At 61.3% G+C, this 21,084-nt stretch carries 20 protein-coding genes and 2 pseudogenes; 12 read left to right on the top strand and 10 right to left on the bottom strand.

The features are described 5' to 3' along the window. The first annotated feature begins 105 nt into the window (after nucleotides 1-105). Together moaA and ACM6I6_RS04570 are read left to right on the top strand one after the other, a co-directional pair. A complete protein-coding gene (gene moaA / locus ACM6I6_RS04575) occupies nucleotides 106-1,104 on the top strand; it encodes a GTP 3',8-cyclase MoaA (protein ID WP_414919481.1) in 999 nt (332 codons plus the stop codon). A gap of 6 nt (nucleotides 1,105-1,110) precedes the next feature. Further along, entirely contained in the window at nucleotides 1,111-2,010 is a 900-nt protein-coding gene (locus ACM6I6_RS04570; protein WP_406590994.1) for a bestrophin family protein, read from the top strand. Between the two features lie 164 nt (nucleotides 2,011-2,174). On the opposite strand, the pseudogene ACM6I6_RS04565 reads toward ACM6I6_RS04570, so the two are convergent. After that, nucleotides 2,175-2,237: pseudogene (locus tag ACM6I6_RS04565) on the bottom strand (molybdenum cofactor biosynthesis protein); the annotation flags it as partial. Nucleotides 2,238-2,450: 213 nt separating this feature from the next. On the opposite strand from ACM6I6_RS04565, the gene ACM6I6_RS04560 reads away from it, so the two are divergent. The 4 genes from ACM6I6_RS04560 (at nucleotide 2,451) to ACM6I6_RS04545 (ending at nucleotide 7,975) form a co-directional block, all read left to right on the top strand. Further along, complete coding sequence (locus ACM6I6_RS04560) at nucleotides 2,451-3,341, top strand: LysR family transcriptional regulator (RefSeq protein ID WP_414919480.1); 891 nt, start codon at nucleotides 2,451-2,453, stop codon at nucleotides 3,339-3,341. 63 nt (nucleotides 3,342-3,404) lie between these two features. Beyond that, nucleotides 3,405-4,763: a chromate efflux transporter gene (chrA, locus tag ACM6I6_RS04555; RefSeq protein ID WP_274076697.1), complete on the top strand. Its 1,359-nt coding sequence runs from the start codon at nucleotides 3,405-3,407 to the stop codon at nucleotides 4,761-4,763. Between the two features lie 401 nt (nucleotides 4,764-5,164). Then, nucleotides 5,165-6,529: a glutamine synthetase family protein gene (locus ACM6I6_RS04550; RefSeq protein WP_414919479.1), complete on the top strand. Its 1,365-nt coding sequence runs from the start codon at nucleotides 5,165-5,167 to the stop codon at nucleotides 6,527-6,529. Nucleotides 6,530-6,688: 159 nt separating this feature from the next. Further along, nucleotides 6,689-7,975 carry an NAD(P)/FAD-dependent oxidoreductase gene (locus ACM6I6_RS04545; protein WP_274076695.1) on the top strand — a complete coding sequence of 429 codons (1,287 nt, stop codon included), beginning with the start codon at nucleotides 6,689-6,691 and terminating at the stop codon, nucleotides 7,973-7,975. A gap of 150 nt (nucleotides 7,976-8,125) precedes the next feature. Here the strand turns inward: ACM6I6_RS04545 and ACM6I6_RS04540 are convergent, their stop codons facing one another. Continuing rightward, nucleotides 8,126-8,914 carry a DeoR/GlpR family DNA-binding transcription regulator gene (locus ACM6I6_RS04540; protein WP_414919478.1) on the bottom strand — a complete coding sequence of 263 codons (789 nt, stop codon included), beginning with the start codon at nucleotides 8,912-8,914 and terminating at the stop codon, nucleotides 8,126-8,128. On the opposite strand from ACM6I6_RS04540, the gene ACM6I6_RS04535 reads away from it, so the two are divergent. From ACM6I6_RS04535 to ACM6I6_RS04510, 6 genes are all read left to right on the top strand, one after another. Continuing rightward, nucleotides 8,807-9,160 carry a hypothetical protein gene (locus ACM6I6_RS04535; RefSeq protein ID WP_414919525.1) on the top strand — a complete coding sequence of 118 codons (354 nt, stop codon included), beginning with the start codon at nucleotides 8,807-8,809 and terminating at the stop codon, nucleotides 9,158-9,160. The genes ACM6I6_RS04540 and ACM6I6_RS04535 overlap by 108 nt on opposite strands. 205 nt (nucleotides 9,161-9,365) lie before the next feature. Further along, a complete protein-coding gene (gene napE, locus ACM6I6_RS04530) occupies nucleotides 9,366-9,533 on the top strand; it encodes a periplasmic nitrate reductase, NapE protein (protein ID WP_046817268.1) in 168 nt (55 codons plus the stop codon). Nucleotides 9,534-9,565: 32 nt separating this feature from the next. Next, complete coding sequence (locus ACM6I6_RS04525; protein ID WP_077185768.1) at nucleotides 9,566-9,826, top strand: chaperone NapD; 261 nt, start codon at nucleotides 9,566-9,568, stop codon at nucleotides 9,824-9,826. Then, the gene (napA, locus tag ACM6I6_RS04520) at nucleotides 9,823-12,327 is read left to right on the top strand and encodes a nitrate reductase catalytic subunit NapA (RefSeq protein WP_274076693.1); all 2,505 of its coding nucleotides are present in this window, start codon (nucleotides 9,823-9,825) and stop codon (nucleotides 12,325-12,327) included. The genes ACM6I6_RS04525 and napA overlap by 4 nt, the downstream gene beginning before the upstream one ends. Before the next feature lie 11 nt (nucleotides 12,328-12,338). Beyond that, nucleotides 12,339-12,824, top strand: a complete 486-nt coding sequence (locus tag ACM6I6_RS04515; protein ID WP_274076692.1) for a nitrate reductase cytochrome c-type subunit — start codon at nucleotides 12,339-12,341, stop codon at nucleotides 12,822-12,824. A 9-nt stretch (nucleotides 12,825-12,833) separates the two neighbouring features. Continuing rightward, nucleotides 12,834-13,430: a cytochrome c3 family protein gene (locus ACM6I6_RS04510; protein ID WP_274076691.1), complete on the top strand. Its 597-nt coding sequence runs from the start codon at nucleotides 12,834-12,836 to the stop codon at nucleotides 13,428-13,430. 4 nt (nucleotides 13,431-13,434) lie between these two features. Here the strand turns inward: ACM6I6_RS04510 and ACM6I6_RS04505 are convergent, their stop codons facing one another. The 8 genes and pseudogenes from ACM6I6_RS04505 to ACM6I6_RS04470 form a co-directional block, all read right to left on the bottom strand. Beyond that, nucleotides 13,435-14,103 carry an ATPase gene (locus tag ACM6I6_RS04505; protein WP_323628549.1) on the bottom strand — a complete coding sequence of 223 codons (669 nt, stop codon included), beginning with the start codon at nucleotides 14,101-14,103 and terminating at the stop codon, nucleotides 13,435-13,437. Nucleotides 14,104-14,211: 108 nt separating this feature from the next. Further along, nucleotides 14,212-15,411: an OmpA family protein gene (locus ACM6I6_RS04500; protein ID WP_414919477.1), complete on the bottom strand. Its 1,200-nt coding sequence runs from the start codon at nucleotides 15,409-15,411 to the stop codon at nucleotides 14,212-14,214. Nucleotides 15,412-15,426: 15 nt separating this feature from the next. Further along, nucleotides 15,427-15,876, bottom strand: coding sequence for a type VI secretion system baseplate subunit TssE (gene tssE, locus ACM6I6_RS04495; protein WP_274076688.1), 450 nt, complete (start codon nucleotides 15,874-15,876; stop codon nucleotides 15,427-15,429). Between the two features lie 3 nt (nucleotides 15,877-15,879). Beyond that, nucleotides 15,880-16,413, bottom strand: a complete 534-nt coding sequence (tssJ, locus tag ACM6I6_RS04490) for a type VI secretion system lipoprotein TssJ (RefSeq protein ID WP_323628546.1) — start codon at nucleotides 16,411-16,413, stop codon at nucleotides 15,880-15,882. Next, on the bottom strand, nucleotides 16,394-17,491 hold the full coding sequence (gene tssG / locus ACM6I6_RS04485) for a type VI secretion system baseplate subunit TssG (RefSeq protein ID WP_414919476.1): 1,098 nt from the start codon (nucleotides 17,489-17,491) through the stop codon (nucleotides 16,394-16,396). The genes tssJ and tssG overlap by 20 nt, the downstream gene beginning before the upstream one ends. After that, complete coding sequence (gene tssF / locus ACM6I6_RS04480) at nucleotides 17,455-19,224, bottom strand: type VI secretion system baseplate subunit TssF (protein WP_414919475.1); 1,770 nt, start codon at nucleotides 19,222-19,224, stop codon at nucleotides 17,455-17,457. Before tssF ends, tssG begins: the two co-directional genes overlap by 37 nt. A gap of 24 nt (nucleotides 19,225-19,248) precedes the next feature. Then, nucleotides 19,249-20,835, bottom strand: coding sequence for a type VI secretion system protein TssA (gene tssA, locus ACM6I6_RS04475; RefSeq protein WP_414919474.1), 1,587 nt, complete (start codon nucleotides 20,833-20,835; stop codon nucleotides 19,249-19,251). Beyond that, a pseudogene (locus tag ACM6I6_RS04470) lies at nucleotides 20,832-21,084 on the bottom strand (hypothetical protein); the annotation flags it as partial. The pseudogene ACM6I6_RS04470 and the gene tssA, both read right to left, overlap by 4 nt.

The following is a 21,084-nucleotide window of genomic DNA, read 5'->3' as shown; positions in this document are numbered from 1 at the left end:
CAAGCACCGCGTTCAGCCAGTAAGCACGCGTCATCGTTAACGACCATCGCGAGCAGGCTCGCTCCCACAATTCATTTGATGCGCCCAGCGCCAAGCGAGGATGTCATGTCGAAACGAGTCTTGATCGATGGGTTCTCCCGCCGCGTGGATTATCTGCGCATGTCGGTCACCGACCGTTGCGATTTCCGCTGCGTGTATTGCATGGCCGAGGACATGCAGTTCCTGCCGCGCCAACGGGTGCTGACCCTGGAAGAGATCTACCAGGTGGCCGAGAGCTTCGTCGCACTGGGTACGCGCAAGATCCGCCTGACCGGCGGTGAGCCGCTGATCCGCCCGGGCGTGGTCCAGCTGTGCGAGAAGATCGCCGCCCTGCCCGGCCTGCGCGAACTGTGCATGACCACCAATGGCTCGCAGCTGGCCAAACTGGCCGAGCCCTTGTTCGAGGCCGGGGTCAAGCGCCTCAATATCAGCCTCGATTGCCTCGACCCGCAACGCTTTCGCGAATTGACTCGTACCGGTGATCTGGCGCTGGTGATCAAGGGCATCGACGCCGCCAACAAGGCCGGATTTCGCAACACCAAGCTCAACTGCGTGGTGATGAAGGGCCGCAACGATCACGAGATCAACGATCTGGTGAGCTTCGCCATCGACCGTAATCTGGATATCTCCTTTATCGAAGAAATGCCCTTGGGCACCATCAGCGAGCACAGCCGCGCCGAGTCGTTTTATTCCAGCGCGCAGGTCCGTGAGCGGATTGCCGAGCGCTACACTTTGATTGATTGCGCCGAGTCGACCCAGGGCCCTTCGCGCTACTGGCGCCTGGCCGAGGCGCCGCAGATTCGCCTGGGGTTCATTTCGCCCCACAGCCACAACTTCTGCGGCACTTGCAATCGGGTGCGGCTGACCGTCGAGGGTCGTCTGCTGTTGTGCCTGGGCAACGAGCACTCCGTCGATCTCAAGGCCGTGTTGCGCAGTCACCCCGGACAGCCGGAACGCCTGGAGAAAGCCATCATCGAGGCGATGAAACTCAAGCCTTATCGGCACAATTTCGAAGTGAACGACGATGTCCAGGTCGTTCGCTTCATGAACATGACGGGCGGCTGAAAGACCATGATCGTCAGACCCAAACCCAACCTGATCGGCGTGCTGACTTCGCTCAAGGGCTCGATCGCCAAACGCATTGCCCTGCGCAGCCTGTTGGTGACCTTGCTTGCCTCGGCCATCGTCCTGATCGAAACCCTGCACCCGAGCTACTTCTCCAAGGTCAGTGCAACGCCGTTCACCCTGCTCGGCCTGTCACTGTCGATCTTCATGAGCTTTCGCAACAACGCCTGCTATGACCGCTGGTACGAAGCGCGCAAGGCGTGGGGCGAGATCATCGTGGACATCCGCTCGATGATTCGCGAAACCCAGATCATCAAGGACGCGCCAGAACGACACACGATCCTCGGCAACCTGTGTGGCTTCGCCCATGCGCTCAACGCGCGACTACGCAGGGAAAACGAACTGGCCGCCAGTGGCGACTGGCTGCAACCGATGCCCAAGGGCAACACCACGGATATCAGCGGACAGATACTGCTGCAGGTGGGTCAGCAGTGCTCTTCACTCAACGAATCCGGGGCGATCAACGATTGGCGCTACACGCTCATGGCCAACCATTTAACCAGTCTGACCCATGCCCAGGCAGTCTGTGAGCGGATCAAGAACACCCCGCTGCCATTCCCCTACACTTTGTTGCTGCACCGCACCATCTACCTGTTCTGCATCCTGTTGCCGTTCGCCATGGCCGAACCCCTGGGCTGGTTGACTCCGATCTTCACCGCGATCGTCAGCTACACCTTCTTCGGCCTGGATGCGATTGCCGACGAACTGGAAGACCCCTTCGGCCGCGACGAAAACGACCTGCCCACCGATTCCATCGTGCGCAATATCGAGCGCGATGTCCTGGCTGCGCTGGGCGTGACGGAGTTGCCACCGGCGCTTGAACCGGTGGATTTTGTGTTGAGCTGACACTCAAGAAACACCCAAAACCTGTGGGAGCGAACCTGCTCGCGAAGGCGGCCTATCAGTCAACATCGATGTTGAATGTACCGGCCTCATCGCGAGCAAGCTCGCTCCCACAGGTTTACGTTGCTCACCCCCGTGTCCCGCAGGCTTGCACCGATTTGAGGTGCGTCGCTGACGGTCAGTACGGCAATGTTCAAGGGGACAAACAGTGCATCCGGTTTGACGCTCATCAAGATTCTCCGGCAGACAGAAATTAACTAACTTGCGGAGACTAAAGCGCTGGAACAAGCACTGTCTAATCACTCTCACCAACCGCATTATCGAGCGAATCTATTGCCCTTTAAATACAGCTGATTGGACGCACAGAACCAACAGTGAGATCGTCTACGCTCAAAATCAAGCCTACCAGTTCCTACACCCTTCCCCCGCCAGCAGGTGCCATCATGGACATCAAACAACTCAAGTTCCTGATCGCCCTGGAGCAGACCCGCCACTTCGGCCAGGCCGCCGCGCGCTGCCACATCACCCAGCCGACCCTGTCGATGCGCCTGCGTAACCTCGAGGATGAACTGGACCTGGTACTGGTTACCCGCGGCCAGCGCTTCGAAGGCTTTACCGAGGCCGGTGAAAGGGTACTGGCGTGGGCCCGGACCCTGCTGGCTGCCCACGATGGCCTGTTCGCCGAAGCGGCCGCGTGTCGTGGCCAATTGGTCGGTAACCTGCGCCTGGGCCTGGTGCCGCTCAGCAGTTTCAATCCGGTCAGCTATATCCAGGGGCTTTCGCGCAGCTTTCCCGAACTCAAGTTCAGCCTGTCGTCACTCAGTTCAGACCAGATCATCGAGGGGCTGGGCAATAACCAACTCGACCTGGGCGTGTGTTATCTCGACCACGTCAACCCGAACTATTTCGAGTTTTTCGAGATCGGCGAAACCCGCGTCGGCCTGCTCTACGACACCCGTCACTTCCGTTTCGACGGCACGCAAATGAGCTGGGAAGATGCCGCCGAGCTGCCGCTGGGCATGCTCAGCAACGGCATGCACTATCGTAAATCCATCGACCTGAGTTTCCGCAGCCGCGGGCTCGACCCGCGGCCGATCCTGGAAAGCGATTCCACCTACCAGTTGCTCCAGGCGATCCACGAGGGTTTTTGCTGCGCGATCATGCCCCTCGATAGTGGCCTGGAAGCGCCGATCGAACACCTGTCCTTCATCAACTTGCCCGATGCCAGCGTGCTGGCGCCCCTGGGTTTGGTCATGCGCAAGACCGAACCGCGTTCGGCGATTGCCGAGAAGTGTTTCGCACAAGCGCAGCAGTTATTTCCCGCAAAGAACTGATATTCACTTCGAGGTTCTTTGCTAAAGTCACGGGCTAAAAGCGCCTTTGCAAGGAACATCCGCTTGAGCCCCACGCCTTCCCAGAACAGTCAACCAGACCAAACAAAGCCTGCTGCAATCAGCCTGCGCGAAGCGTTCCGCTTCTGGCTCAAGCTCGGCTTCATCAGTTTCGGCGGGCCGGCTGGGCAGATTTCGATCATGCACCAGGAGTTGGTCGAGCGCCGACGCTGGATCTCCGAGCGACGCTTTCTGCATGCCCTCAACTATTGCATGTTGCTGCCCGGTCCAGAGGCCCAGCAACTGGCGACCTACATCGGCTGGCTGATGCACCGGACCTGGGGCGGCGTGATCGCAGGCACGCTGTTCGTGCTGCCGTCGCTGTTCATCCTGATTGCCCTGTCCTGGGTGTACATCGCCTTCGGTGAGGTGCCGGCGGTGGCCGGGTTGTTCTACGGGATCAAGCCTGCGGTGACCGCCATTGTGCTGCAGGCGGCACACCGGATCGGCTCCCGGACATTGAAAAACGGCTGGATGTGGGGCATCGCCGCCGCGTCATTCGTGGCCATCTTCGCGCTCAACGTGCCCTTTCCCTTGATCGTGTTGGGCGCGGCAATCATCGGCTATTTCGGCGGGCGCCTGGCACCGGAAAAGTTCCGCACCGGAGGCCACGGCGCTGCGCAGAAAACCTTTGGCGCGGCATTGATCGACGACGACACACCGACCCCCGAACACGCCCGTTTCAGTCGCTGGAAATGGCTGCACCTGGCCCTCATTGGCGCGGTGTTGTGGACACTGCCGATGGCCACCCTCACCGCCCTGTTCGGTTGGGACGGCACGCTGACGCAGATGAGCTGGTTCTTCACCAAAGCGGCGCTGCTGACCTTCGGCGGTGCCTACGCGGTGCTGCCGTATGTGTACCAGGGCGCGGTGGGGCATTATGGCTGGCTGACGCCGACGCAGATGATCGATGGTCTGGCGCTCGGCGAAACCACACCCGGGCCGCTGATCATGGTCGTGGCCTTCGTCGGTTTTATCGGCGGCTACGTGCATCAGGTGTTCGGTCCCGATCAGGCCTTTGTCGCCGGTGCCGTTGCCGCCATGCTGGTGACCTGGTTCACCTTCCTGCCTTCGTTCCTGTTCATTCTCGCCGGTGGCCCCTTGGTGGAATCGACGCACAACGAACTCAAGTTCACCGCGCCACTGACAGCGATCACGGCCGCTGTGGTCGGGGTGATTGTCAATCTGGCGTGTTTCTTTGGCTACCATGTGCTGTGGCCTGACGGCTTCGACGGTCGGCTGGATTGGCCTTCGTTGTTGATCGCGATCGCGGCGGCGATTGCCTTGCTGCGGTTCAAGCGCGGGGTGATCGAAGTGTTGGCTGGTTGTGGGCTGGTCGGACTGGGCGTGCACCTGCTTCGCTGAAAACAGACGTTTACAGGTTTCGCTTTCACCCCTAGTATCCAGTCACTGCGGATAGCTCGTTATCCGCCACCGACGATTTCCCCTGCTGGAAACCTGAGTCATGAGCACCTCACCGTCAGAGCACCACTTGCTGGATGTCTCGATCCTGACCACCCCTGTGTTGGTCGTGGGTGACATTGCCCCATGAAACGTATCGTCAACCTGCCCATGGCCCTGCGCCGCTCCAAACTGCGTCACTCCGCACGCCCGCCGGATAGCAACCTGCTCGCCTGATCGCGTCCACGATTCGTCGAGCCCCTCTCCTTTTTGCTATCGCTGCCAGCCCGCGGCGGATCTTTATCCGTCGTCGCGCCCTGGCCTGAATCCGTGCGTCCGCGGGACGCCCACGTGAGTGACGAACAATGAAATTTGCAGCCCTTGAAGATGCTCAATCCTTTCTGGCGAACAACCCCGATATCGACATGATCGAGCTGTTCATTCTCGACGCCAACGGCGTGCCGCGCGGCAAGCTGTTGCACCGTGAGGAACTGCTGGCGGTGTATGAAAGCGGTCGCCCGCTGCCCAGCACCATTCTCGGCCTGACCTTGCAAGGCAATGACGTCGAGAACTCCGGGCTGGTCTGGGACGTGGGCGATATCGACTGCCGCGCCTATCCGCTCGAAGGCAGCCTGGTGCGCTTGCCGTGGCGGCAGATTCCTACGGCGGCGGTGCAGGTCAGCATGCACCCGCAAGAAGGCATGCCGGCGAGCATCGCCGACCCGCGTCATCTGCTGATCAAGGTCATCGACCGCCTGAAGGCCGAGGGTTACCACCCGGTGATGGCGTGCGAACTGGAGTTCTATCTGCTGGACGCCAAGCGCGACCATAACGGCCGCCCGCAACCGGCGCTGGACGCTGACGGTGGTCGACCGCGACACACGCAGGTCTACGGCCTGCGCGAGCTGGAGCAGATCGAACCCTTCCTCGCCGACCTCTATGCCGCGTGCAAGCTGCACCGCATTCCGGCGCGCACGGCGATTTCCGAGTACGCCCCGGGGCAAGTGGAAATCACCCTGGAACACGGCGATGCCTTGCAGGCGATGGATCAGGCCGTGCGTTACAAACGCCTGGTGAAAGCCGTGGCCCACAAGCACGGCATGCAAGCTACGTTCATGGCCAAACCCTTCGATCATCTGGCAGGCACCGGCATGCACATGCACGTCAGCATCGCCGACGCCGAAGGCCGCAACCTGTTCGCTTCCGAGGACCCGGCCGGTACCCCGCTGCTGCGCACGGCCATCGGCGGCATGCTCGCCAGCCTGCTCGATTCGCTGTTGCTGTTCTGCCCTAACGCCAACTCCTACCGGCGCTTCCAGGCCAACAGCTATGCGCCGTTGGCCCCGACCTGGGGCGTCGACAACCGCACCGTCAGCCTGCGCGTGCCCGGTGGCCCGGCCAACAGCCGGCACATCGAACACCGCATCTGCGGCGCCGACGCCAACCCCTACCTGGCAGCGGCGGCGATCCTTGCCGGCATCCATCGCGGCATCAGCGAAAACCTCGATCCGGGCGAACCGGTGCAAGGCAACGGCTATGCGCAGGCCACGCAGTTGCTGCCGACCGACTGGCTGACGTCACTGACGGCGCTGGAAAATTCGGTGTGGGCGCGGGATGCGTTGGGCCAGGAATTCCTGGGGGTTTATCTGGCGGTCAAGCGTGCAGAGTATCGGCAGTTCATGGCTGAAGTGGGTGAGCAGGATTGGCGTTGGTATCTGACTGAGGCGTGAGCCGCCCGGTCGACCCTACGCATTCCCCCTGTAGGAGCGAGCTTGCTCGCGAAAGGGCCGTGTCCGCCAACATCAATGTTGAATGACACGCCGCCCGGAGCAAGCCCGCTCCCACAGGGTTTGCGCCAAGCTCTCTACCTCTTTTGCCTGGACACTGACATGACTCAGCAACGCTGCAATTCCTACTACACCGCCACCCTCAACCACGAAACCGACTACCCCACGCTGCAAGGCCAGCACCGCGTCGACGTCGTCATCATCGGTGGCGGTTTTACCGGCGTCGCCACGGCGGTCGAACTGGCTGAAAAGGGCCTGAAAGTCGCCATCGTCGAAAGCCACAAGATCGGCTGGGGCGCCACCGGGCGCAACGGCGGCCAGGTCACCGGCAGCCTCTCGGGCGACGAAGCGATGCGCAAACAGATGCGCCGCACCCTCGGCGAAGAAGTCGATGACTTCATCTGGCACCTGCGCTGGCGCGGTCACCAGATCATCGAGCAACGGGTGGAGAAATACGCCATCGCCTGCGACCTCAAGCACGGCCACTTGCACGCCGCCTACAAGCCCGGCCACATGGACGGTTTGCGCAAGGACCATGACGAAGCGCTGCGCCGTGGCATGGCCGATGACGTCAGCCTGCTCGACCGCAGCCAGGTGCGCGACCTGCTGCAAAGCGACCTCTACCACGGCGCGATCAAGAACACGCGCAACATGCACCTGCACCCGCTCAACCTGTGCATCGGCGAAGCGCGGGCAGCGGAAAGTCTCGGCGCATTGATCTTCGAAAACAGCGAAGTGCTGGAGATCATTCACGGTGACAAGCCAGGCATACGCACCGCCCACGGCCGCATCGATGCCAACCAGGTACTGCTGGCCGGCGACGTCTACCACAAGCTGGAACCGGGCAAGCTCAAGGGCAAGATCTTCCCGGCCATGGGCGGCATCGTCACCACTGCGCCGCTGGGGGACCTGGCCAAACAGATCAACCCGCAAGACCTCGCGGTCTACGACTGCCGCTTCGTCCTCGACTACTACCGCCTGACCGCCGACGGCCGCCTGCTGTTCGGCGGCGGCGCCAACTACAGCGGCAAGGATTCGCGCGACATCGCCGCCGAGTTGCGCCCGTGCATCGAGCAGACGTTTCCGGCACTCAAGGGCGTGGCCATCGATTACCAGTGGAGCTGCGCGATGGGCATCGTGATCAACCGCATCCCGCAACTGGGCAAACTCTCGGACAACGTCTGGTACTGCCAGGGCTACTCCGGGCACGGCATCGCCACCACCCACATCATGGGCGAAATCATGGGCCGGGCGATCACCGGGCAACTGGAACACTTCGACACCTTCGCCGCCTGCCAACACATCCGCGTGCCCATGGGCGACCTGCTCGGCAACCCGATGCTGGCGGCGGGCATGTGGTACTACCAGATGCTGGAGCGACTGCGTTGAGTCATCTGCGAAGTTGAGGCAACACCCCAATCCACTGGGGGAGCGAACTGCTCGCGATAGCGGTGTGTCAATCAACATTGAAGTCGCCTGACACATCGCCATCGCGAGCAAGCTCGCTCCTACAGTTTGTGTTTCATTGAGACATAGCGCTCAAGCCTGCGCCTGCACCACCTCGATCCCCAACTTGCGGTAATCCTCAACGTTGCCCGTCGCCACATGACGCTCGGTGATCAGCGTGTGCAGACGCTCACAAGGCGCCACCACGAAGGGCTCCACCGCGCCCAGCTTGTCCGCCGTGGTGACGGCAATGACCTGGGTCGCGCTGTCGAGCATCGCCTGTTTCACCGGCACTTCATCGAAATGCAGGGAGCTGATACCGACTTGCGGATGAATCGCACAGACTCCGGTAAACAACAGATCCGCCTTGATGCCTTCGAGCAATCGCAAGGTTTCATGGCCGCTGGCCGACATGGTCGCAGGATTGAGTTGTCCCCCCGCCAGGATCACCTTGATGCCTTTGAATTCGGACAAGGTAATGGCCGTCATCGGCGACGCGGTGACCGCCGTGATGCAGATGTCCGGTGGCAGCAACCGCGCGATCTGCAACGTGGTGGTGCCTGAGTCGAACATCACGATCTGGCCATTCTCGACCCGACTCGCCGCCAGTTGCGCCAACCGGGTTTTGACTTCGTCGGTCTCGCTGATCCGGGTGAAGTAGTCCTTGCCCGTGTCCTTGGGACGTGGCAAGGCCCCGCCATGTACGCGCTGCACCAGCCCGGCGCTGTCCAGCTCCGCAAGATCCCGGCGAATGGTGTCCTCGGAAACCGCGAAATGCTGGCTCAATTCGGCCGCCATGACCTTGCCGTCACGTTCCAGGATCAAGAGGATTTTCTGCCGGCGCAGTTGCGGGAGTTCGGCTGCGGAATGCTGGTCGTGCATGATATTGCCCGTTTGTGCGCGAAGTTGCCTGTTTGCGAGAGTAGCCAAACAACGCAGGAAACACAAACACGCCAGCAGGTATCAATTCTTTCGATCTTTCAAATCACCAAGCCGAATTTTTTATTTGCGCCCGACCTGTTCAAGATGAACGCCATTACCCCTGTATCGGAACAAGTCATGAATATCAATTTCGCCTTCGCCTGCATGATCGTGGTTTCGTTCACCATCGCCCTGGTCCATACCTGATTCGCAACAACGCGCTCCCTTGCTACGAACGGTGCATCAACGCCGTTCTCCTTTTGTAACTCAATGCTGTAATGGATCGAAACGTTATAGCCAGCTATCTCAGGGCAATAGCTACAGGCCACCGTCGGTCGATAAAAACTGCAGTAATAACCCTCTTAAATTTCCGTGATCTAGTCTGAATGCAAGTTCGGCTGGAGCGCACTCCATGTCATTGACCGAAGAGCAAAAACCGCAGCGACGCAAGGAAATGCGCCTGTTTCTCTTTCTTGTCGTTTGCCTGTTTCCGTTACTTTCAGTCGCCATCGTCGGCGGTTACGGTTTCATCATCTGGTTTTTCCAGATGCTCTACGGCCCGCCCGGACCACCCAACTAAAAGCCTTCCATTAGAGCCTGTTGGAGTCAGCCATGGATGAACCCCTGCACATAGCCAGCCTTGTGGTACTTGCCCGACCTGAACTGTTTGACGCCGTCAAAGCCAACCTGCGTTTATTGGACGGCGTGGAGTTACATCAGGAAAGTGCCGCCGGCAAACTGGTGGTAGTCCTCGAGGCCGTACACGAAAACCAGATCCTGCAACGCATCGATCAAATCAACAATTTGCCGGGCGTGCTCAACGCCGCGCTGATCTATCACGAAATTCTCGATCCCGCGGGAGACATCCAATGAGCATGTCGCGCCGAGCATTCGTCAAGGCCCAGGCCGCCGCCATCGCAGCCTCCGCGGCCGGCCTGCCGATCTTCACCACTGCCAGCAACCTGGTGACCGAAGCGGACATGGTCACCCTTGACTGGAACAAGGCGCCCTGCCGTTTCTGCGGCACCGGTTGCAGCGTGATGGTCGCGACCCGGGACAATCGGGTGGTCGCCACCCATGGCGACGTCAAGGCCGAGGTCAATCGCGGGTTGAACTGTGTGAAGGGCTATTTCCTGTCCAAGATCATGTACGGCGTGGATCGCCTGACCCAACCGCTGCTGCGCATGACCAACGGGAAGTACGACAAGCAGGGAGAGTTCCAGCCGATCAGCTGGGACAAGGCCTTCGACATCATGGAAGAAAAATTCAAGCAGGCCCTGAAAAACAAGGGGCCCGAATCGGTCGGCATGTTCGGTTCGGGTCAGTGGACGGTGTGGGAAGGTTATGCCGCCAACAAGCTGATGAAGGCCGGCTTTCGCAGCAACAACATCGACCCCAATGCCCGTCATTGCATGGCCTCGGCGGTGATGGGATTCATGCGCACCTTTGGCATGGACGAGCCCATGGGTTGCTACGACGACATCGAGGCCACCGACGCCTTTGTGCTGTGGGGCTCGAACATGGCGGAGATGCATCCGATCCTGTGGAGCCGTGTCACCGACCGGCGCCTGAGCTATCCGCACGTGAAAGTCGCGGTATTGTCGACCTTCGAACACCGCAGCTTCGAACTGGCCGACATCCCCATGGTGTTCAAGCCGCAAACCGACCTGTTGATTCTCAACTATATCGCCAACCACATCATTGAAAGCGGCGCGGTCAATCAGGACTTCATCAGCAAGCACACGCGCTTCGCGAAGGGCGCCGACGATATCGGCTACGGCTTGCGTGCCGATGATCCGCTGGAAAAACAGGCTAAGAATGCCGACAAGGCCAATACCTGGACGGACATGTCCTTCGAACAGTTCGCTGAGTTCGTCAAACCCTACACCCTGGAACGTACCGCGAAGGAAACCGGGGTGGCGCCTGAACGCATCAAGGCCCTGGCCGAACTTTATGCCGATCCCAAGTGCAAGGTCGTGTCGTTCTGGACCATGGGCTTCAACCAGCACACCCGCGGGGTATGGGCCAACAACCTGATCTATAACATCCATCTGCTCACGGGTAAAATCAGCGAACCGGGCAACAGCCCTTTCTCGTTGACCGGCCAGCCATCGGCCTGTGGCACCGCGCGCGAAGTGGGGACTTTCTCCCACCGCCTGCCCGCCGACATGGTGGTGACCAATCCGAAACACCGCGCCACCGCGGAAAAAATCTGGAAACTGCCCGCCGGCACCATTCAAGAGAAAGTCGGCTTTCATGCGGTACAACAAAGCCGCATGCTCAAGGATGGTGTGCTCAACGTCTACTGGACCCAGGCCAGCAACAACATGCAGGCCGGGCCCAACATCATGCAGGAAGTCCTGCCGGGCTGGCGCAACCCGGAAAACTTCGTGATCGTCTCGGACGTTTACCCCACCGTTTCCGCCCAGGCCGCCGACCTGATCCTGCCCAGCGCCATGTGGGTGGAGAAGGAAGGCGCCTTTGGCAACGCCGAACGTCGCACGCAGTTCTGGCATCAGTTGGTCAGCGCCCCCGGAGAGGCCAAGTCTGATCTTTGGCAACTGGTGGAGTTTTCCAAGCGCTTCACCACCGATGAAACCTGGCCTGCGGAATTGCTGGCCAAGGCACCGGAGTACAAGGGCAAAACCCTGTTCGAGGTGCTGTTCAAAAATGGCCAGGTCGACGAGTTTCCGGTCGAGCAGATAGAGACCGGCTACAAGAACGATGAAGCCAAGGCCTTCGGTTTCTACCTGCAGAAGGGTCTGTTCGAAGAGTACGCCCAGTTTGGTCGCGGTCATGGCCATGACCTGGCGGCCTTTGATCGTTACCACACCGAGCGTGGCCTGCGCTGGCCGGTGGTTGACGGCAAGGAAACCCGCTGGCGTTACCGCGAGGGGCTCGACCCCTACGTGGAAACGGGCAGCGAAGTGCAGTTCTACGGCTACCCGGACAAGAAGGCGATCATCTTCGCCCTGCCCTATGAGCCACCGGCTGAAGCGCCGGATGCCGACTACCCGTTCTGGCTGAGCACCGGCCGAGTCCTTGAACATTGGCACACGGGCACCATGACCCAACGGGTCGATGAACTGTACAAAGCCGTGCCGGACGCGCTGGTCTACATGCACCCCGAGGACGCCAAGGCCATGAAGGCACGCCGCGGCAGTGAAGTGAAACTGATCAGCCGTCGCGGGGAAATCCGTGCCCGCATCGAAACCCGTGGACGCAACAAACCGCCACGCGGCCTGGTGTTCGTGCCGTTTTTCGATGCCAACAAGCTGATCAACAAGGTCACGCTCGACGCCACCGACCCGATCTCCAAGCAGACCGACTACAAGAAATGCGCGATCCGCATCGAGTTGATCAGCGTGGCTTGAGGAGAACCGTCATGACTTTTCGCATCCTGCCGTTGTTCCTGCTCGCCGTGATGGGCGCGGTGATCGCCGCCGAGGTCGATTACCCGCTGGATGCTTCGGGCCCGGACGGACGCCGGCCCGGCGGCACCCTGACGCAAAACGCGCCTGCGCCGCCACTGGCCGACGATGAAAACAAAGACCTCAAGCGCGAGCGCAACTACCCTGACCAGCCGCCGACCATCCCCCACAGCATTCGTGGCTATCAGATCGACAAGAACGGCAACAAATGCCTGTCCTGCCACAGCCGGGCCAACAGTCCACGCAGCCAGGCGACGATGATCAGCATCACCCACTACATGGACCGCGACGGCCAGGCGCTGGCGGCTGTCTCACCGCGTCGCTACTTCTGCAACCAGTGCCATGTGCCGCAAAAAGATGTGCTGCCGCTGGTGGGCAACAGCTTCGAGACCATCGACAAAATCCTGCAAGACGACGCCAACGCCGCGCAGAAACCTTGAGGAGTCGCCATGAAAGCATTGTTCGCCCTGCTTAAGGACTACTGGGGCATCCTCTGTCGGCCGAGTGTTTATTTCAGCCTGGGATTTCTGACGCTGGGAGGTTTTATCGCCGGGATCATTTTCTGGGGTGGTTTCAACACGGCCCTGGAGCTGACGAACACCGAGAAATTCTGCATTTCCTGCCACGAGATGCGCGACAACGTGTTTGTCGAACTGCAGGACACCATCCACTACACCAACCGCTCGGGTGTGCGCGCAAGCTGCCCGGACTGTCACGTGCCCCATGAATGGACCCACAAGATCGCGCGTAAGATGCAGGCATCGAAGGAAGTCTGGGGCAAGCTGTTCGGCACCATCGACACCCGCGACAAGTTCCTCACCCTGCGCCGTGAACTGGCCGAACATGAATGGGCCAGGCTCAAGGCCAACGACTCGCGCGAATGCCGTAACTGCCACAATTTCGAGTTCATGGACTTTACCCGCCAGGGCAAACGGGCGGCGGCCATGCACTCGACCTCATTGGCCAACGGCGAGGCAACCTGCATCGACTGCCACAAGGGCATTGCCCACAAGCTACCCGATATGAGCGGCGTCAAAGGCTGGTAGCTATTCAGTTGCTCGCGACATGATCCACATGGTCGGCCGTCACCAGCGACTTCAGCGACGCATCGAACTGTTTCAACGCATTCACCTGCAACACCGTTTGCTGATTGATCTGCGCGGCAATCTGCGGCGCGGCTTTGCCATGCACCCACACCGAGGGCATCTGCTCGGCACGTGAACCCGCAGCCTGGCCGATGTATTGCAGGTTCGCATCGTAGAACTTCGCCACAAACCGCGCTTCAACCTGATTGTTGCGTTTCGACACCAGGCGACTGTAAGTGTCGAGCATCACCACCACATCCGGATGCGCCTGCACCGCCGCATCGAGGCTGTCGTAGACCGTCACCGCCGCGAACTCCTTCTGCAATGATCCCAGCAACCAGCCGATCGCCCGCTGCGGATCGGAACTGTCGACGAACGCCTGGCTGATCCGCGAATCCAGCCCAGGATTCTGTGCCCCTTTCACCGCCACATCGTGGTAGCTCTCAAGGTATTGCTGGGTATTAAGGGTGTTTTCGCTGTAGAGCACCGCCACTGTTTGCGTGTGTTGCAAACGAGCGGTGCTGTCGGCGATCGGCAGGAAACGGCAGGACGGATCGGCAGCAATAGCCGGTGCGGTAGCAGCGATGCCACCGCTGAATACGGCGACAAAAGCCAGCAGGGTCGAGATTCTCATCGCGCTTATTCCTTCAATGGCGAGATCGGTATCACGCTATCTTCCTCCCTTGGTGGAAAAACTGAACTTGCATTGCTTAATGATGGGTATCGAGCAAATGAATGGATGCTATGACGGCAACTGCTCGCCCGGTTTCCCGCAGGCGCCGACCTGAGGCACCAGTTGGATATCGACACGACGGTTGGCCGCGCGGCCGGCCTCGCTGTCGTTGCTGGCGATTGGCTGGCTGTCGGCAAACCCCTGGACCGCGAAACAACTGTCGGGGATATCCCCCATGCGCTGCATCCAGCTGCGCACGGCTGAAGCGCGAGCGTGGGACAACTGCAGATTCTGCTCGGCATTGCCCTTGGCATCGCTGTGCCCGGCGATGACGATCAACCAGTCAGGTTGGGCCTTGATGTCGACCAGGGCGCTGATCAATACCTTGGTAGAGCCTGGCTTGAGTTCGGCGCTGCCGGGGGCGAACAGCGACAGGCTGTCCAGACGCACCGGCTCGGGAACAACGGGTGGCGCCTGGAACACACTGGTGAGGCGATTCACGCCCTCCTTGTCCGGGTTCACCAGCCAGGCCATCCAAGGGACACCCGCAGCCAAGGTGACCGTCGCGGCGACCGCGAACAGCCAAGGGCCAATCCGATGCATCTTTTTCTGCTTGGCGCCCGACAGCACGACAGGCATTGGCGGCGTCGGCAGGATCACCACCGGCATCACCTGGGGCGGTGGCGGCAGTCGCGTCGACAAGGCCACCGCGTCGAACACCCCGTGTGTCTGCCCATGGCTCTGGGCGTGGCTCTGCGCCAGTCGCTGCAACAGGCTGTCGACTTGCTGGCGCAGGGCGTGCAATGAACCCGGCGCGGGCTGCGCCTGTCGATCCAGACCTGCATGCAGGCGCTCCAGCCCAGCGCCCAATTGAACGATCGCCGGCAGACTCCAGTGTCGTAGCTCCAGGCTTCGCAGCAGGGGCTGCAGGCAGGCGAACAGCCAGGCCAGGATTTCCAGGCGCGCCGGCTCCATCGCGGGCCACAGGGTCGGCCATTCGCCGACCAGCGCCTCGATCAGCGCGATCCCCTGAGCCATGCCCTCCAGGCCGTGGCGGTGACTACGGGCCAGTACGAAAGCCGCGGCCGTTTGCAACTCCGCACCGTTGCGCTGGAACAACGCCAGGCACAACTGCTCCACCTTGGCCCAATCCACATCCGGGCAGGCCGGATGACTCAGTCTGGCCAACTCTTCACGCAGCGCCTTGAACTCACTGAAGGCACCCGGATCGCCACCGAGCCTGATTCGCATTTCAAACAACGCTGTCATCGCGCATTCCTTTGGTTAAACAGTTCCCGACGTCGACAGGTAGTGCTGCCGCTTCAAGTGACGCACCAGGACATTGCCCCCTGGCGTCAGGGTGGTGCCGAAGGTCACTCGCTGGCCCCCTTTTAGTTGCACCTCGAGGCTGTACTCCAGATGACCCGGTCGGGTCTGGGGCAACAGCTCGATGCCTATCGTGGACACCCGCGGCTCGTACTTGGCCAGGGTGTCGCCCATGGCACTCATCAGTCCATGCGCCGATCCGGGCAGCCCCTGGAGGATCTGGCCCATGTCCGGCAGGCCATAATCGGGCAGATGGTCGAGCGCGCCGGCCCGGCTGTTGAGGATGCGGCGCAAGTTGTCCAGCACAGAGAGCGTGCACTGATCCTCTTCGGCGACCTGATGCAGATCCAGTTCGCCGTCGAAGTTCTGCAGGAGTGTCTCGTACAGCGAGGGGTTGAGATCGCTCATCCGTCACTCCTTGGCCAGTGGGCGTAGGGTCAGGCGGTTGTCCCCCAGCTCGATCACCCGCACCCGGTCCGGATCGAGGTCATCGCGGGCCAGGGTCAGGCGCCAGTTATCGGTCCGGCTATCGAACTCACGAAACAAGGCAACCACGGCAACATAGCGGGCCTGCTTGTCCAGGGGGATGTTCAGCTGCGCGCCCTCGTCGGGCTTGATTACCAGGGTTCGTTTGTCCAGCAGATCGGCACTCAGCACGCGCTCGTCGTGGCTGAGCAGGCTGTCATAGTTCGCCCTTTCCAGCGCCTTGCGGTCACGCAGTTGATAAACCCGCACCAGGGTCGGCACGGATAACGCATTCATGTCGATCCCGGCGGTGTTCAGTGCCGCGCGCCCGTTGAGGTCCAGGCGCAGGGTTTTAACCTGCTTGTAGAAGATTGCCTGTGTGGTCGAGGTCGTCGCGTCGGTTACGCTCTGGCTCACCCCGCAACCGCCGAGCACTGCGAACGAGGCGATCACCAATGATTTATAAACGGTACGCGCCATGCTTTATCTCCCTTTCCCGGGGTTTGTCCCGCAGGCCTTGATAGCGACCCAGATTGATCGTGATGGTGGTGCTTTCGCCGGCCTGCCAGGCATCGCTGTCCAGGCCCAGCACCGCAGTCATGCCCAACAACACCTGCGCGCCTCCCAACAACGGTGGCGGCAGGCTGTGCAGGGGCAACGCCAACTGCAGCCTTGCCGTGCAACGCCAACCCAGGTACACCCGCAGCAGTGCCAGCAGATCGTTGTACAACGGGCCACCGGGCAGCCAGCCACGAGCCTCGTCCCGGTCTTCGGTGAACAACGCCAGATGCAACTGGCTGTTTGCGTCGTAGCCGACACAGCCCAGGGGTGTGCCTTGGGACAGTCGCACCGGATGCATCGGGGACAGGCTAGCCGGCTGCGCCAATAGCACTTTCTGCGGCCAGTGGGGAGTCATCTGTGCCCGGGTTTCGGGGGCCAGCAGCTTGACCAGCGCAGTGATGCCTTCGGCGTTTCGGGTGGGCAGGCGCATCACGCTAAGCAAGGCGAGGAAGCGAGATATCGGCGTGCCGACCCGCCCGGCCGTTCCGGGAATGCCCAGGCCAATCAGCCCCAACAGGCATTGCGAAGTCGCATCCGTGCCACCGGCTTCGAAGGTCGCCGGATAGGAGTACTTGCGCCATATCCGATAGAACTGGGTGAAGATCCGGTGGTTGAAAATGTCGAGGAAGGCTTCAAGTGCCTCGTGCCCCTCCCGTCGCTGGGCGATATCGTCCAGAAAAGCCGTCGGCAATGGCGAGTCCACGCCGTACAGACCCAACAGACGCGTGCGCACCGTGGCCGGTCGCCCAGGGTGTTTATCGTCGGTTTCAATCGCCTTCAATTCACCGGCGGGAAAACTCATGCCGGGGTCTGGCCGAAAGCGTACCGGATCATCCGCCGGCGACGTGGTGCCGCCCAGTGGCGGGTGGTCGGGCAACGCCCGTTCGAGCAACTGGCAGAAGCGATACAGTTGCGCCTCGGCCACCCGCCCCTTCAGTGCCTCCAGTAAACCGCCGGCTTTCAGCCGGGAATACGCTGACTGTGGTTCTCGTTCCATTGCAGGCACGTTCCAGTAGGTTGCAGGATCAGCGTGAGCTGGTTGAAGAGGTGGATGTCGGCGTACAGGCCGAAGAAGCGATTGAGCATTTCGCCGAACAGGTTGATGTCGCCCTCACCGCTGAAGCCGTTGGCGTCCAGCGTGACTTCGATGTCGACCCCGCGCAGCAGAAAGCCCTTTTCGAAGCGCTGTATCAGATGGTGTTCGACCTCGACAATCGCCGCCAGGCGACGTCGATTCAGCTCGCTGCCCGTCCAGTCGTACAACGCCAGCGTGCCGCGCAGCACTTCGGCGTTGTCGAGCATCGGCAGGAAGTTCGAGCCGAGATGGCTCAGCACCCGCCAGTGGAAGCGGTCGCGGGTGGGCGGATAGCACGGCAAAGTCGGCGCACACAGGTTGCGCACGCGCAAGCCGACCTCGATGGATTGCACCGGTGTATCGAGCAAGGTGCCTTGCAAAGCCTTGCGCGGCAGCTGGCCGTGGGTACCGGTCAGGCGCAGCGACAGGCTTTCGTTGGTGTCGAGCCGATCCTGATCGAAACCTTCGCCGCCCAGGATCAGCCAGGTGTCATGCAGGCCATTGGGGCCGCGCTTGAGTCGTGTATGGAAATAGCGCTCGGGGGCTTCGTCACGCAACATGCCGCCCTTGTGACGAAAACTGGTGAAGGGCACGTATTCGTGGCGCACGGCACTCTTCGACGCGGTGACCCGGTCCACCGAATAAATCTCCGTATGGCCGTCCTGCAAACGCATGGGGCGAAGCAGGTAATCGGTCTGCAAAGGCGCCAGGGTCATGGGGTCGGACTCCAGCGTGAACAGGTTGATCACCGGCACGCAATGCAGGCGAATGTGCTCGGCGTTCGGCGTGAACGCCTGGGGCAACGGCTCGCTCAACACCACCTCGAGTTCGAACCAGGGGCTATTTGGTGCCAGCTTCAACTGCTCGAGTCCGCAGAGGGTGACGAACATGAATTTCTCGCGAAAGGTGAAATATTCCAACAGCAACTGATAGCCGCTGAAGGCACTGTCGCCCTTGGGCCACAGGCGATCCTCGTCGCCGAACCCCTTTGGCGAAAAATAACCCTCGAGCGAAGAGCGGCCCGTCTGGTCAGGCAGGCGTACATATAAGGCTTGAGCGTTCAGGGTCAGCGCCTGATGCAGCGCACTGGCCAGCGCGGCATCGGCATTGAGGTACAACGGCAGGCGGCTCAGGTCGATCTCGCTGCCGTCGGCCATTGCCCCGCAGGCAAAGCGCAATCGCAACAGCGAGCGACCGTCCGGTTCATAAGCCACCTGCACGCTTTCCAGCGCCAGCGGCTGTAATGTCAGGTCTTGGGTCGTGGTGTAGCGGCAACGGGTACGCAGCGGCCCGATGGGTTGCGACAGCACTTCGAAGCCGCTGGCGATCCGCTGGCTGCGCTTCATCTCTGTGAGCTCGGGTATCAGCTCGACAATCGAGAGCGATGGAATGGTGCGCAGGTAATGGGGCCAGAGCAGGCTGACCAGGCCTTCGGTCAGCTCCGGCAGGTCATCGTCGAGCTTTTCCCGCAGCCGCCCCATCAAGAAGGCAAAACCTTCAAACAGGCGCTCCACGTAAGGGTCGCGCGCGCCCGACTTGTCCAGGTTCAGTTGGGCCGCCCGGTCCGGAAAGGCCTCGGCGAACTCCTTGCCGGCCTCGCGCAGGTAGCGCATCTCGGCGTCGAAATATTGCAGTGTCAGATTGTCGATGCTCACAGAAAGAATCCTGATAAAGAAGGTTTAGCCACAGAGCACTGCGGCGCGTACCGGGTCGACAGCCACCAGCGCTGCCAGCAGCGCCTCCATCCGCCGGGTCAGGGTGGGTTTGTCTGTGTCATTGCGTTGAGCCTTCAAGCGCAACAGCTTGAGCAGGCGCGCCTTGACCTCGAAACTCAGCTCGGACTCCCATTCCGCCAGCCCATGCCGTTGCCCACAGGCATCCAGTTCGCCCAGCAGGTGAATGGCCAGCTCGCTCTTGCCGTATTGCTCGGCCACCCGAGCCATCAGCAGGCGCAACAGCCAGCGTTGGCGACCGGTATGGATGCCCGGGCGCGCGGCCAGCCAGGCCAGTGAGTGCTCGACGCCATCGTTGTCGGCCTGGGCCAGGGCTTCGCCTTCGAGTGACAGGATCTCGGGGTCTGCGCAGGTAGCTGCTACGGGTGGTGCCGGCAGCCATTGCTGGGGGCGATTGCCACAGACGTGCTGGCTGATCCATTCGCGGGTGGTCTCGTCCGCCAAGGGCGATCCGTCGCTCCAGCACAATGCCTCCAGCCCTGGCAGGCGCTCGAGGAACATGCCCAGGTCGCGCTTGGCAATGTCGGCCCAGCTGTCCTGTGGCGCAGGCTGCTTGCTCAGTGCCTGGTGGAGGTACCACTGCAGATCCAGCCAGAAATGGTTCACGCCCTCGGCGTAGATCCGTTCCACCAGATCCAACAGTTCACTGAAGCTCTGTTGCAGATGCAGGCGCTTGAGTTGTGCCCGGTATTCGACACGGGGTGGAGTCAGGCGAGTCTTGCCGCTGGCATCCTGAAGCGGTGCTTCATGCACGGTGTCCCAGCGCAGGCTTTTCATCAGGCGTTGCGCCGCCAGCCAACCCTGGGGCTGCTCGCGCAGGTAGCCGGCCAGCGCCCGGCCGCTGTCCAGCAGGTCACGCCCGGACTTGATGGCCGTGGGGTCTGGGGCGGCCGTTCGGGTGTTTTTCTCGTGGCTGGCGCTGTTCTGCGGGACCAGCGCGTCGACCCCGCCGGATTGCGCCAATCGCGCAGACAACGCGGCATACAGCGCACCGAAGGCGGGACGCTGATCCTGAGGCCAGGCCGCGAGCCCGTGCTCCAGCCAGGCCAGCGCCGCCACCGTACGCTCGGCCTCGTTCTTGACCACTTCGGGGTAGCGCGACAGGGTGTCGAGCACCTTGCTGCTCGCCAGCCACTCCAGCGCCATCTTGCGGCTGTTGGGACGCGCAGGCAGCACCTGGACGGCGTAGCGTTCCAGCATTGCGGCCAACAGGTTCAGGCCGTCGGCCAAGCCCGCTTCGCCGTCCCTGTGCAAACGTGCCCAGATGTAATAAGTGACCACCCGCAGATCCTTGCACGATCCGGCCAGCAGCGTCTGCGCCAGTTGGATGACCTGTTCGACGTCGGCCCCGGACAGCTTGTTGACCTCCTCACGCATGCGCTGGAAATCATCATCGCAGGCCGGATCTTCCCCGGCGGGCAAGTCCGCGCTGATCGGCTGCAACCAGGATTGCCAGTGCCCTGCCTGCGCCCGGGCAAGGCCCACGGCATCCCGCTCCCCGAGGCAACGTTCGATCAATCTGTCCAGGCTCATTCAAACCTTCCATTCAGTGCATAGGGCACGGCTTTTTCGTCCTTGCCGAGAAAGATCTGCGCTGGCAACTTGAAGCCACGCAGCTTGAGCAGCGCCATCGGCCCTGCCCCCAATTCAGTGCGCAGATACCAGGTCAGGCCAATGCCATCGGGCGCCTTGAGCACCATCCGAAAACGGCTGTCGCCGTCATCCAGTGGCGTGACCTGGGCTTGCTCCAGCAGGCGGATCAGGCCCCAGGTGCCCGGGTAA

This window comes from Pseudomonas sp. IT-P218 (assembly GCF_949767605.1).
Taxonomy (GTDB): Bacteria; Pseudomonadota; Gammaproteobacteria; order Pseudomonadales; family Pseudomonadaceae; genus Aquipseudomonas; species Aquipseudomonas putida_AE.
Note: the sequence above shows the minus strand (reverse complement) of the source record. Positions and strands in the feature narration are given on the sequence as shown.